Origin of the sequence: Pseudoramibacter porci (assembly GCF_009696145.1) — a bacterium.
GTDB lineage: Bacteria > Bacillota > Clostridia > Eubacteriales > Eubacteriaceae > Pseudoramibacter > Pseudoramibacter porci.
Window position 1 is genome coordinate 25964 of sequence record NZ_VUMO01000006.1, and the last position, 13342, is coordinate 39305.

16 protein-coding genes are annotated in these 13342 nt (G+C 39.7%); 15 read left to right on the forward strand and 1 reads right to left on the reverse strand.

What is annotated here, in order from left to right; translation table 11 throughout:
* Positions 1-29: 29 nt before the first annotated feature.
* Positions 30-1052, reverse strand: a complete 1023-nt coding sequence (pta, locus tag FYJ52_RS05555) for a phosphate acetyltransferase (RefSeq protein ID WP_154576244.1) — start codon at positions 1050-1052, stop codon at positions 30-32.
* A gap of 236 nt (positions 1053-1288) precedes the next feature.
* Between pta and FYJ52_RS05560 the strand changes: the two genes are divergently transcribed.
* The 15 genes from FYJ52_RS05560 (at position 1289) to ychF (ending at position 13311) form a co-directional block, all read left to right on the forward strand.
* A complete protein-coding gene (locus FYJ52_RS05560; RefSeq protein WP_205960778.1) occupies positions 1289-2275 on the forward strand; it encodes a PcsB-like coiled-coil domain-containing protein in 987 nt (328 codons plus the stop codon).
* 119 nt (positions 2276-2394) lie between these two features.
* Positions 2395-3057: an HAD family hydrolase gene (locus tag FYJ52_RS05565; RefSeq protein ID WP_205960779.1), complete on the forward strand. Its 663-nt coding sequence runs from the start codon at positions 2395-2397 to the stop codon at positions 3055-3057.
* Positions 3054-3554 carry a phosphatase PAP2 family protein gene (locus tag FYJ52_RS05570; protein WP_154576247.1) on the forward strand — a complete coding sequence of 167 codons (501 nt, stop codon included), beginning with the start codon at positions 3054-3056 and terminating at the stop codon, positions 3552-3554. Before FYJ52_RS05565 ends, FYJ52_RS05570 begins: the two co-directional genes overlap by 4 nt.
* Positions 3555-3575: 21 nt before the next feature.
* A complete protein-coding gene (locus tag FYJ52_RS05575) occupies positions 3576-3881 on the forward strand; it encodes a DUF551 domain-containing protein (RefSeq protein ID WP_154576248.1) in 306 nt (101 codons plus the stop codon).
* Positions 3878-6274 carry an ATP-dependent DNA helicase gene (locus FYJ52_RS05580; RefSeq protein ID WP_154576249.1) on the forward strand — a complete coding sequence of 799 codons (2397 nt, stop codon included), beginning with the start codon at positions 3878-3880 and terminating at the stop codon, positions 6272-6274. The genes FYJ52_RS05575 and FYJ52_RS05580 overlap by 4 nt, the downstream gene beginning before the upstream one ends.
* A 129-nt stretch (positions 6275-6403) precedes the next feature.
* Positions 6404-7783 (forward strand): alanine/glycine:cation symporter family protein, encoded by a 1380-nt coding sequence (locus tag FYJ52_RS05585; protein WP_456238974.1) that lies wholly within the window; start codon positions 6404-6406, stop codon positions 7781-7783.
* A gap of 121 nt (positions 7784-7904) precedes the next feature.
* Positions 7905-8219 (forward strand): 50S ribosomal protein L21, encoded by a 315-nt coding sequence (gene rplU / locus FYJ52_RS05590; protein WP_154576250.1) that lies wholly within the window; start codon positions 7905-7907, stop codon positions 8217-8219.
* Complete coding sequence (locus FYJ52_RS05595; RefSeq protein ID WP_154576251.1) at positions 8219-8572, forward strand: ribosomal-processing cysteine protease Prp; 354 nt, start codon at positions 8219-8221, stop codon at positions 8570-8572. The genes rplU and FYJ52_RS05595 overlap by 1 nt, the downstream gene beginning before the upstream one ends.
* A gap of 23 nt (positions 8573-8595) precedes the next feature.
* Positions 8596-8886 (forward strand): 50S ribosomal protein L27, encoded by a 291-nt coding sequence (rpmA, locus tag FYJ52_RS05600; RefSeq protein WP_154576252.1) that lies wholly within the window; start codon positions 8596-8598, stop codon positions 8884-8886.
* A gap of 88 nt (positions 8887-8974) precedes the next feature.
* On the forward strand, positions 8975-10282 hold the full coding sequence (gene obgE, locus FYJ52_RS05605; protein WP_154576253.1) for a GTPase ObgE: 1308 nt from the start codon (positions 8975-8977) through the stop codon (positions 10280-10282).
* Between the two features lie 5 nt (positions 10283-10287).
* Positions 10288-10599 (forward strand): YhbY family RNA-binding protein, encoded by a 312-nt coding sequence (locus tag FYJ52_RS05610; protein WP_154576254.1) that lies wholly within the window; start codon positions 10288-10290, stop codon positions 10597-10599.
* Between the two features lies 1 nt (position 10600).
* Positions 10601-11218, forward strand: a complete 618-nt coding sequence (gene nadD / locus FYJ52_RS05615; protein ID WP_154576255.1) for a nicotinate-nucleotide adenylyltransferase — start codon at positions 10601-10603, stop codon at positions 11216-11218.
* A gap of 13 nt (positions 11219-11231) precedes the next feature.
* Positions 11232-11834 carry a bis(5'-nucleosyl)-tetraphosphatase (symmetrical) YqeK gene (gene yqeK / locus FYJ52_RS05620; protein WP_154576256.1) on the forward strand — a complete coding sequence of 201 codons (603 nt, stop codon included), beginning with the start codon at positions 11232-11234 and terminating at the stop codon, positions 11832-11834.
* Between the two features lie 11 nt (positions 11835-11845).
* Positions 11846-12214, forward strand: a complete 369-nt coding sequence (rsfS, locus tag FYJ52_RS05625) for a ribosome silencing factor (RefSeq protein WP_235901547.1) — start codon at positions 11846-11848, stop codon at positions 12212-12214.
* 17 nt (positions 12215-12231) lie between these two features.
* Positions 12232-13311, forward strand: a complete 1080-nt coding sequence (gene ychF / locus FYJ52_RS05630) for a redox-regulated ATPase YchF (protein ID WP_154576257.1) — start codon at positions 12232-12234, stop codon at positions 13309-13311.
* Positions 13312-13342: the final 31 nt, after the last annotated feature.

The following is a 13342-nucleotide window of genomic DNA, read 5'->3' on the forward strand; positions in this document are numbered from 1 at the left end:
GGTTTTTTAAGTGTAGATCTTACAATCTATTATGCTAATGCTGCAGTAACCATCGCCATCTTGTAAACTTCGTCTTCGGTACAACCTCTGGACAAGTCGTTAATTGGGGCATTTAGGCCTTGAAGCACAGGACCGATGGCTTCAAATCCACCTAAACGTGATGCGATTTTGTATCCCATATTACCTGCTTCGATCAATGGGAAAATAAAGACATTCGCTTGTCCAGCAACTTTTGAGTCCGGACATTTTGTCTTGGCAACTTCAGGAGAAACCGCAGCATCGAATTGAAGTTCTCCGTCGATTGCAACATCTGGTGCCATCTTCTGAGCTTCGATAGTCGCATCGTGTGATAACTGAACGGTGCCGCCCTTTCCAGAACCGTATGTTGAGAATGAGAGGAAGGCAACTTTAGGATCGATACCAAAGATTTTTGCAGTTTTTGCAGATTCAACACCGACTTCGGCTAATTGTTTTGCCGCACTAAGTGTCACGTTTCCTTCTTTATCAACGCGGTCTTTGTAGTCAATATTGATTGCGCAGTCAGAGAAAACAAGGCGTTCTTTTTCATCGTTTCTCATCAGAATAAATGAAGAGCTGACGAGATGAGCGCCAGGTTTAGTTTTGATGAGCTGAAGTGCTGGACGGACAGTATCCGCGGTGGAGTAGGTTGCGCCGCCGAGTAAGCAGTCGGCTTTTCCCATTTTAACGAGCATCGTTCCAAAATAGTTAGTGTGGGACAGTGCTTCTCTAACCTGTTCTTCGGTCATTTTACCTTTACGCAGTTCGAGCATGGCATTGACCATTTCATCCATATCTTCTTTTGGATATGTTGCAGGATCGATGAATTCTGCATCGTTAATGTGATCGTATTCTTCACTGCGAGTTGCTTTGAATACGGACATGGTGTCGCCAAGTAAAATGACTTTTAATGTTTTATCTTTTAATAATTGGTTGGCCGCATGAAGAATTCTCGGATCATCGCCTTCTGGGAAAACAATGGTTTTTGGATTTGCCTTAAGCTGTTCTTTAAAGCCTTCAAAAATTGATGCCATAGGTATAGAACCTCCCTTTAATTTGCAAAATTTTCTTTTTATATTATACCGCACTTTTTATAGATGCGACATTATATTCTTGTCTTATAAGTAAAAAAATAAGAGAAATAGTGTGTACTTATCTGAGCACAGCGAGAGAAATCTTAGCTTTTTTTTAATTAATTTGTAATTTTGGACATAATCCGTTAAACTAAATTCAAATGAATTTTATATTAGAATTAAAGGAGTGTGAAAGGTTGAAACGTTTGATAACGTTCATCCTCTCTGCGGCGATTATCTGTACACCTATTTCTGCCTTGGCAGCGCCGACTCAGCAGGATGTCGAACAATCCAAACAGGAATTGGCTCAAACAACTCAGAAGTTAAAAGATATTCAATCTCAAATCGACAAGGCGAACGAAGAATTAACCATTAACCAGTCGCTTTTGCCTCAGCGTGAAGCCGAATACAAAGCTGCGAAAAAGTTGATGGGTAAGCGAGTTCGCGCGATGTATATGATGGGACAGACATCTGCGCTGGAATATATTTTTTCAGCAAAAAGTTTTTCTCAGATGTTAAGCAATCTGGCCAGTATCCGCTACGTATATGCAAGCGATAATCAAATTGTAGAAAAAGCAGACACTGCAAAAAAAGAACTCGAAGAATCGACTCAATCCATTCAAGAAAATCAGAAAAAGTTGCAGCAGCAGAAAGAAGAAATTACAAAGCTCCAGCAAACGCAGCAGGGAAAACTTGCTGAACAGTTAGCCAAGCTTTCTTCTCAGGCTGGCAGTGCGGGAAGTTTCTCAGTACCGGCAGATGTCAGCTCAATTGCAGCATCCAATTCACCAAAAGTTGAAAAGTTTATCCAGATTATGGTAGCTTTGTGTAATGACAACAGTCATGGCTATTCTCAGGCAAATCGTTGGGGACCGGATTTTGATTGTTCATCATCGATAATTTATTCACTTCGAATGGCTGGTTTTCCGATCAACGCGAATTCAACGCATGATTTAGGTGCCGCGCTAAGAGCGAATGGATGGGTTCTTGTTTCGTCACCGTCGCGGGGAGATATTGAATTGGATCCTTCAAGCCATGTTGAATTGTCTTTGGGAGGTAATAGCTCAGCAGGATTTCATTCAAATCGCGGTCATCCAGAAACAGGAGACCAAACAGGTACAGAAGCAAGTGTCGGGACAAATTGGCGTTCATATCCACAATATTGGCATTACGCTGGCCAATAATGGGCAAGGATGTTAGGTGCAGTATCCAGAGAATTTTATACTCTGAGTACTGCACTTTTTTATTTGGTTCGAAGGGACAGTTTGATATAATATTTTTAATCAGTAAAGCGAGGGATTGTATGAAAGAATACAAAGGAATTATTTTTGATATGGATGGCGTGCTCCTGGATTCAGAACGCCTCTATAAGCAAATTGAAGCAGACATGTATCAGGCAGTTGGCATTCAGCCAACACAAAAAGAGATTGCAAAAAGTATGGGACGCGGCTGTGAAAATTGGTGGCAATACCTGAAGAATGTATATCATTTAGATATTGATCCGGCAGCCCAAGCAGAATATGAAAGCCGACGTTATTTTGAGTTATTAGATGTACCGGAGAAAAGACCAGCTATTTTTCCAGGTGTCCGTGAATGCTTTGCAGCCTGCCATCATGCAGGATTTCATTTATCGATTGCTTCAGGATCAAAACGCTACCTTGTTGATAAAGTGATTGATCTATTAGGGATTAGGCCGTATATTGATGGATTCGTTACATCGGAAGACGTAGAAGTGGGAAAGCCTGAACCGGATATCATGGAAGCGGCCGCATCGGTTATGGGTGTTTCACCTGAGGAGTGTTTGGTAATTGACGATGCAACTAACGGCATCATTGCTGGAAAAAAAGCTGGCGCCGATTCATGGTTGTTCGCCAGTGCAGATGCAGCTTTAGTTGATGCTTCTATAGCGGATGCTGTTGTTCAATCTCATTGGGAAATTATGGATCGCTTATATCTTTCTAAATGAAAAATCCTGAAAAAAATTATCAAATATGCTACACAAAGATAAGTGCGCCTTTTAGAAAACATCCTCATTCAGTTGATGCGCTAAAAATAATCAACAAAGTGTTGACCATTATTCCGTTTGTAATGTATCCGCTTTTGCTTATATTTTTGTGGTCTGAGAAAGACGCAATATTTTGGAAAATTTTACTTTATCCGGCTGTTGGTTTCGTTCTTTTAAGCTTATTTCGGAGGGGTATTAACCGAGCAAGGCCCTATCAGACGTGGGCAATTGATCCTTTAATTGTAAAAAGAAAAAGGGGATGTTCGATGCCGAGTCGACATGTGTTCTCCTCGGTTGTCATTGCGATGGCATTTGTCAAAGTTGTTCCGATTTTAGGAATAATCTTTTTTATTATTAGTTTTTTTACAGGGTTTATTCGAATTGTCGGCGGAGTCCATTACCCGTCGGATGTACTTGTTGGCATTGCGTGTGGTGTTATTGTTGGATTATTCATATAAGAATAGAGAGGAAATTAGGATATGACAGAACAGAAATGGATTAAAATAAAGGACAAACTGCCAGAACAACAGCGGGTTTGTCTAGTAAGCATTATGCATCAATCATCACAGGAAAATTATAAGCATGTTTTAGATCGTGAAGTAGCTTTGGCGGTTTACATTCCACCTTATCAAACCAATGGTGCATTTATTTTTTTGACCCATTCCAATAGTAAAGACATGGATAATGTTATTTTTAACAATGGACAAGTCGTTGAGTCTGATGGTAGCATTTCATCTAAGATTACAGCATGGATGCCTTTACCCGAGCCTGATACAGACGAATGAAAGCAGAACAAGATCGACGAAACAAAAAAATCATTACGCTTTCTGTTCGTGAATTTGTCGAATTTGTTTATCAGCATGGTAGTATTGATACGCGTTTTGGAAGGGCGCGTCGTGCTCAGGAAGGCGCCATCATCCATCGCAAGCTTCAGAAAAGTATGGGCGCCTCTTATCATCCAGAAGTGACGCTTAAATATCAAACCTGCTTTCAAAATCATATTTTTAATTTGTGGGGACGCGCTGATGGAATTGTCTTTCAGAACGGCAAGCCATGTTTGATTGACGAGATTAAAACGACGACTCGTAATGTTATGACAATTTCGGAAGACGATTATCCAGAGTATTTCGCTCAAGTGAGGACTTACGCGTGGATGGTGTGCAGCGAGAATCAATTGGATGAGATTGAAGTACAGCTGACTTTTTACCAAGTTCCAAGCGGCACAATCCGCCAAATAAAAGAAAAAATTTCATTTGAAGGTTTGTGCGAATATGTTAATAAGATGTTTCGTGAATGGAACAAGTGGATTGATTTACAAAGCCAATTGATGCTTTGGCGTAACGACAGTATCCGACGTATGCCCTTTCCGTTTGAAAATTGGCGAAAAGGACAGCATCAAATTGCAAGTGCAGTTTATCGAACGATTGAAGACAAGGGTCTGCTCATTTGTCAGGCACCGACAGGAATCGGAAAAACGATGGGAGTTTTGATTGGAGCGCTGCATGCTTTGGCCCATGAAAATGGCGATCGTATTTTTTATGCGACAGCCAGAACGACCGGAACCGAAGCAATAGAAAATGCATTGATGTGCCTACGAGAAAAAAGTGGTTTATCTATTCGATACGTTACACTCATTGCTAAAGATAAAATTTGCTTAAAAGAGGATAGAAAATGCAATCCCGATGATTGCGAGTACGCTGATCATTTTTTCGATCGTATCAAACCGGCAGTCTATGAATTGTTACAAGCTGAGGAACAATTTAATAGCCGAAATCTTATTGCCGCATCAAAAAAATATTGTTTATGTCCTTTTGAACTTTCGCTGTATTTGGCAAGATGGTGCGACGTCATTATTGGCGATTATAATTATATTTATGATCCGGTCATTAGCTTGCAAAGTCTGTGTGAAAACGAAAATAGAGGCAAGAGCATTTTGCTCGTGGATGAAGCGCATCATCTTGTGGAGCGCGTGCGGGATATGTACAGTAATCGTTTGATCAGTAAACAAAATTTTTTGGAAATCAGAAGAAAAGTCCGCAAAATTAATGGTTTTTTCAAAGCGTTGACAGAGGTTATTGATTACCTCGAACAAGAGCGGGTGATGTTAACCGTTCAAAAGACATCGTGGCATGTTGAAAAACAATTTCCCATTGACTTATATCACCGTTTAAGAAGCGTTGCACAAACAGGTGAGGTGATGATTTCGCAATACGCGCAGCAGGGAAAAGTGATTGATGAAAAGGTATTGGAGTTTTACTTTGAAATTCGTCGAATTCTAGTTCTTCACGATACTTACGGGGAAGAGAGCCGAACGTCATTTGCCCTTTCTGATGATCGCAGCGATATTCACGTTGGGATTCATTGTTTAGATCCGGCATCTGCTATATTTGACAAAGCGCAGATATGTCAATCGGTCATTTATTTTTCAGCTACTTTATCGCCGCTTGTCTATTTCAAACGCTTTTTAGGCGGATCTCAAATGTCGTTGGTCAATTTGGACTCACCTTACGATGCTAACCATTTATTAGTTTTGACAGCAGATCAAATTTCAACGCAATATAAAGATCGGCAGCAGACATTTGAACAGGTTTCTGAAACATTGATCGCTTTTGTTCAAAGCCATGACGGAAATTATTTGTTTTACTTTCCATCTTATGCTTATATGAATTTGATTTATCAAGATTTTATTAAAAAAGTCCAGACAGCTCAGTTTGATATTATCTGCCAAAAACAGGATATGTCTTCAAAAGAAAAAGAAGCATATCTCAATCAATTTCGTAAAGATCAAAATAGGAGTTTGGTAGGATTTGCGATTCTAGGTAGTGCTTTCGGTGAGGGCATAGACTTAGCAGGAGAATCTTTGATTGGTGTTGCCATTATTGGTGTTGGCCTTCCAATGATCAATAGAGAAAATGACATGCTGCGGAATTATTTTCAGAAACTCAATCATCAAGGTTATTGTTATGCTTATATGTATCCCGGGTTTTCTAAAGTTCTTCAAGCGATGGGACGCGTCATCCGCACAGAAACAGATCGCGGCGTTGCACTTTTAATTGACGATCGCTACAAAGAGGAACGATATCAAAAACTTTTTCCTAAATACATCAATGGACCAGAGCGCGTTCAAAATCGTTCACAGCTTGAGCAAAAGCTTCGTACCTTTTGGGAAATGTCTTGAATTATATCGTTGTGTGAAGTTTTGCGCTTTAATGTATTTTATTTATTATATTTGCAAGCAATATCAATGACAGAGATTTTCTTTTATGCTAAAATCAAAAATAGTTTGACGTTGAAAGAAGGGGTATTATTGAATTTTGACGAGATCATTTCGACAATTAATAATTTTGTTTGGGGCCCTGTAATGCTAACTTTGTTAGTTGGGACAGGTGTTTTTTTAACGATTCGATTAAAATTTTTACCGTGGCGTAATTTGGGATTTGCGATCAAATCTGTTTTTTCAAAGCCAGATTATTTAGATGAAACGAAGGGGGATATCACACCTTTTCAATCTTTAATGACAGCATTAGCTGCGACAATTGGGACTGGCAATATTGTCGGTGTTGCAACAGCAATGGTTTTGGGCGGTCCTGGCGCATTGGTTTGGATGTGGATTGCTGCCATTTTTGGATTGTCTACAAAATACAGCGAATCGGTTCTAGCGGTGAAATATCGAATTAAAAAGGCTAATGGACAAATGGCAGGCGGTCCAATGTACGCCTTAGAACAAGGATTTCCACAAAAGCAGATTGGCAAGGTTCTAGCGGTCTTATTTGCATTCTTCGCTTCTTTAGCGTCTTTTGGTATTGGCAACATGACACAATCCAATTCTATTTCTGACGCTTTATTGAGTACATTCCATATTCCAACTTGGATTACTGGCCTTATTATTTTAGTCATGGTTTTTATTGTTCTGGTAGGCGGTATTCAAAGTATTGGACGTGTTTGCGGAACGATCGTGCCGCTTATGGGTGTTTTTTATTTTTTATCAGGTATTATCGTTATTATCATCAACCATGGGAATTTATTGCCGGGCATCGAAAAAATATTCCAAATGGCTTTTTCAACGAAAGCAGCTGCCGGTGGCGCGGGAGGCATGATTATTGCTCAAGCACTCCGATACGGTGTTGCACGAGGCGTTTTTTCAAATGAAGCAGGTTTAGGTTCAGCGCCAATAGCGGCGGCTGCTGCAAAAACAGATCACCCATCACGTCAAGGATATATCAATATGACGGGAACCTTTTTTGATACAATTATTATTTGTTCAGTTACAGGACTTGTTATTGCATCATCCGGGACATTAGGGCAATTGGATGCACAGGGAAATCCACTTACAGGCGTGAGACTCACAATAGCGGCCTTTTCAAGCGCATTAGGGCAATTCGGCGCATTAATTGTTACTATTGGTATTGCACTATTTGCTTTTTCAACCATACTTGGATGGGAATATTATGGAGAAAAATCTTTTGAATATTTAATCGACCATCCAATCGCTACGAAAATTTATCGTATTATTTATTCCCTCATTACTTATGTAGGGGCGACAACGGCGTTGCAGACGATCTGGAATGTCTCTGATACGATGAACGGTTTGATGGCAATTCCAAATTTGATTTGTTTACTGGTATTGTCAGGTGAAGTTGCAGACCAGTGTTTTGATTTTCAGAAAAAATATCGTGCTAAAAAATAAAGTAAAAAACTTGACGATAACCAGTATGTGTGATATCTTTATCACGTTATGAAGCCGCTCACTTATGGTTTAAACAAAAACGTACCTATAGTGGCGAGACTGGTATGAGGAGGAATTTTTCATGTACGCAATTATTAAAACAGGTGGCAAACAATATCGCGTTGCCAAGGATGATGTGATCGAAATCGAAAAGTTGAAGGATGTTTCAGTCAACGATGAAATTTCGTTCGATGATGTATTAGCTGTTGGTGAAGGCGCCGACCTTACTATTGGAACTCCTGTTGTGGAAGGTGCAACTGTAAAAGGCGAAGTGCTTGATCTTTGCAAGAGTCAGAAGGTTATTGTTTATAAGTACAAAGCCAAAAAAGATTATCGCCGCAAACAAGGCCATCGTCAGCCGTTTATGAAAGTTAAAATCACGACGATCGAAAAATAATGATTCAAGTCCGCATCACCTATCGCGATGAAACCATTACACACATTGATGTAACGGGCCATAGTGGATATGAAGATAGTGGAAAGGATATTGTTTGTGCTGGCGTTTCTGTTTTGACGATCGCATTAATCAATGGAATGATCGAAGTTTTGAATTTTCCTGAGAATGAGGTCGTGGAAAAATATGAACCCGGGGAAACGCGTATTTGTGTTCCACAGTTAACAGCTGTAGATGAGATGGAACGGAAAGGCAAATTATTGGTTTTGCTTCAAACTTATCTCATTAATATTCGGCTTATTACAGAAACGTACAGTGATTTTGTTAATATCATCGAAGTTGATGAAACGTGTTAACTCAAGAATTGGAGGTAATGATCATGTTAGAAATGAATTTACAGCTTTTTGCTCATAAAAAAGGAGTTGGGAGTTCAAAGAACGGCCGTGACTCTGAATCAAAACGTTTAGGTGTTAAAAAGGGTGACGGTGCTCATGTTTTAGCTGGCAATATTTTGGTTCGTCAGCGTGGAACAAAAATTCATCCAGGCAAAAATGTTGGAAAAGGCGGAGATGATACGCTTTTTGCCACGATTGACGGCGTTGTCGCATTTGAACGTTTAGGGCGTGATAAGAAACAGTGCTCTGTTTATCCGCGTAATTTAGCTGAATAATTAAATCAAGTGAGAGCTGTCGCAGCGTCCTGCGGCAGCTTTTATTCATATAAAAGAGAAATAGAGATATATACTACTGGGAGTATTCATGATCGATCAAGTTCAAATTTATGTAAAAGGCGGACGAGGCGGTCACGGGGGAATGACCTTTCACCGTGCAAAATATATTCCAAAGGGCGGACCAGATGGCGGAAACGGCGGAAAGGGCGGATCTGTCATCATTCAGGCAAGCTACAGTATGCGCACGCTCGCGCCATTTAAATATAAGAAAAAATTTCAAGCAACTGATGGCGGTGACGGTGCGTCCAGCAAAAGCTCGGGGAAAAATGGCAGCGATGTTATTGTGACAGTACCTGTGGGCACGATTGTTAAAGACCGAACTACGGAAGAAATATTGGCTGATCTCTGTGAAGATGGACAGACTGTTATTGCAGCACAAGGCGGCCGAGGCGGTTTGGGTAATTATAACTTTGCAACTTCGACGCGTCAGTCGCCACGGTTTGCTCAAGGTGGTTCAAAGGGTGAAGAGCGAACATTAGTACTCGAGTTAAAGCTTATTGCGGATGTTGGGCTCCTCGGATTTCCTAATGTTGGAAAATCGACTTTTTTGTCTGTTGTGACGAAGGCCAACCCTAAAATTGGTAATTATCCATTCACGACTATTGATCCAAATCTCGGCGTTGTTGAATGGAAAAATTTTGATTCCTTTGTTGTTGCTGATGTCCCAGGCATTATCGAAGGGGCTAGTGAGGGCGTTGGATTGGGGTTACGCTTTCTGCGTCATATTGAAAGAACTAAATTATTTCTGCACTTTCTGGATGTTTCGGAGACAGCTTTGTTAAGCGGAGAAGATCCCCTTGATTGTTTCGAAAAAATTAATAATGAGTTGGAACAGTATAATCCTAAAATGCTGGATAAGCCACAAATCGTCGTATTGTCTAAATCTGATATGGCAGATCCAGACGTTGTTGAAGAGGTGGCGAAAAAGCTCAAAGAAAAAAAATATCCAGTTTTTCCTATTTCTTCTGCGACGAACAAAGGCATTGACGAATTATTGGGCTATACAATTAACAAGTTAAAAGAAATTCCAGATCAAAAATCTGTAGCATTGAGTCAAGAAGTGGCGTCTGAATCATCGAACCGAGTTTATTCTTTGAAGAGAACGAAACCTCATTTTTCAATTGAAGTGCAACATAGGGGGGCAGAAAAAGTCTATGTTGTGACCGGTGATTTCGATCAGCTTATTCATTCAGTAAATTTCGATGATTTAACGTCGACGCGTTATTTTCAAAAACGATTGAAAGACGCAGGGGTGTTTTCAGCTCTTGAACAGGAAGGCATCCAAGAAGAAGATATCGTTTCAATTGAAGGAATAGAGTTTGAATATTTTATATAGAAATTATGTTAACAAGTAAACAAAGAAATTATTTAAGAAAATTGGCCGTTTCAGAGAATCCTGTCATATACATAGGGAAAGGCGGCATTGACAGAGAAATTACAAATCAGTCTTACAAAGCCATTGTGGCCAGAGAATTGATTAAGGGGAAAGTTCAGCAGAACGCACCGATTGATGCGCGATCCGCTGCTGAAGAACTGGCTTTACATCTGAAAGCAGATGTTGTCACGGTGCTTGGAAATACTTTTGTCTTATTTAAGAGAAATCCTCAGCATATTCGTATCGATTTACCGACAAAGAAAAACGAATTAAAATAAAATGAATGGAAAAATTGGGATCTTTGGAGGGAGTTTTAATCCAATTCATATTGGACACCTTCATTTGGCCGAATCTGCAAGAATTCAATTCGGATTAGAACGGGTGATTTTTATCCCAACGGGAGCTAATCCGTTTAAATTTGAAACCGCGCCGACGAACGATGTATTAGAACGCAAAAATCGTTATAAAATGGTTACACTAGCGATTGCGTCAAATCCTTTTTTTGAAGTTTCACCGATTGAAATCAATCGCACGGGAAAAACTTATACAATTGACACGATCCAAAAAATCAGGGAACAATATCCGGATAAGGAATTGTTCTTTATAGCGGGTGCTGATATTGTTTTTAATATTACCAAATGGCGTAAAATTGATGCATTGTTCAAGCAAACGGCGTTCATTGTAGCGGAGCGTCCGGGATATCCCACTTTTAAATTGAGATGGGCGATATTGAGGCTGCGAAAGCGTTATCGGGCAATGATTTACCCTATGATGTTATCTGGAATGGATATCACTTCAACTGATATTCGAAAAAGAATTCGGGAGGGGAAATCCGTTCGTTATTTAATTCCAGACGATGTCAATGCTTATATTCAGTCAAAAAATTTATACCGTTGAATAGGAAATCATATTGAAAAAAGAAAAGAATCAATTTGAGCAAATCAAGATTGAACTTAAAAAAGTACTAAAACCACATCGATTCAATCACACACTTGGCGTTGTAAAATCGGCGTCAAAATTAGCAAGACAAAATGGTATTGATGTTTGCCAAGCTGAGATGGCCGCGTTATTGCACGATTGTGCAAAGAATTTTTCGAATCATGAAATGCTTCAAATAGCAAAGGATGAAAAAATCGCTTTGGACCCGATCATGATACTTGAACCTCAATTATTACACGGCCCTGTTGGCGCTGTAGTCGCTAAGAAAAAGTATCATGTAAAAGATCCTGAAGTTTTGTCGGCGATTGATTGTCACACAACGGGAAAAAGCAATATGAGTACGCTAGACAAAATTATTTATCTGGCTGATTTTATTGAGCCTGGCAGAGATTATCCTGGTGTAGAGCATTTGAGAAAAACTAGTTATGACAAAGATTTGGATATGGCATGTCGGGAAGCCTTTGATAATACTATTTCATATGTTATGCGTATTGGCGGCTTAATTCATCCTAGGACGATTGAAGCGCGAAATTACATGATCATTGAAGAGAAGTATCAGATAAATAAAGAGTAATGAGGATCAAAATGAGTACAAATAAAATTTTTGAAATAGAACCGATGGAATTTGTTGAATATGTACAAAAATGGATCGACGACCGTTTGGGGATCGATACAAAAGTGATTGATGTTCGGGGACGCTCATCCTTAGCCGACTTTATTGTGATTACCAGTGGCAGTAATGTTCGTCAAGTTAATGCTATTAGTCAGAATATTCAGGACAACGCCTCTAAGATGGGGATAGAGCCTAAAAATGTTGAGGGTGAACGAGAATCACGTTGGATTCTTTTGGATTATTACGATGTTATTATTCATGTTTTCTCTCAGGAAGAACGTGAATTTTACGATTTGGAACGATTATGGCAAGATGATATGCGGCCGTCAAATCAGAAATAAGTAGAAAGGATAGTTTAATGCAGATAGGGATTATAGGGTTACCTAATGTAGGAAAGAGTACAATTTTTAATGCCATTACAAAAGCTGGAGCAGAATCGGCCAATTATCCATTTTGTACCATTGATCCAAATGTTGGGATGGTAGCGGTTCCCGACCCGCGTTTGGATGTGTTGGGGAAAATGTATGACACAAAAAAGATTGTTCCAACCACCATTGAATTTGTTGATATAGCGGGCTTAGTAAAAGGCGCAAGCCGAGGTGAAGGTCTAGGCAATAAGTTTCTTGCGAATATTCGTGAAGTCGATGCGGTTGCTCATGTTGTCCGTTGCTTTGAAAATGAAAATATCGTTCATGTCGAGGGAAAGATTGATCCAGTCGACGATGTGGAAACCATCAATCTTGAATTGATTTTCGCTGATTTGGAAATGATTGAACGAAGAATTGATAAAACAACACGAGCAGCAAAAGGCTCTAAAGAAGCTAAAAAGCAGCTGGAAATTTTGCAACGCGTAAAAGCATCTTTAGAAGCACAAAAAAAACCAGATCCCGCAGATTATTCTGAAGATGAGTGGAAGTGGGTCTCTAGTCTTCAAATGATCTGTACGAAGCCGATTTTCTATGTTGCCAATGTTTCAGAAGATGATTTGTCGGAAGATAACGATTATGTCAAAGCACTTAGAGATTATGTGGCACCAGCGGAAGTTGTTAAAATTTCAGCCAAAATTGAAGAAGAGATCTCAACATTAGAAGATGATGAAAAACAAGAGTTTCTTGACGCTATGGGAATGGATTCGTCAGGTTTAGATCGTGTGATTTCAGTTGCTTATCGTTTATTGGGGTTGATATCATTTTTGACCGCTGGTCCTGATGAATGCCGCGCGTGGACCATTACAAAGGGGACGAAGGCCCCACAGGCAGCTGGAAAAGTTCATACTGATATGGAACGAGGTTTTATTAAAGCGGAAATTACGAGCTATGATGATCTCATCGAAGCGGGAAGCGAAGCAAAAGCAAGAGAATTAGGTTTAACGCGGACAGAAGGTAAAGATTACGTTATGAAAGATGGCGATGTCACTTTCTTTAAATTCAATGTTTGATAAAAAAAGGTTATTTCCGTAGCACACAAGA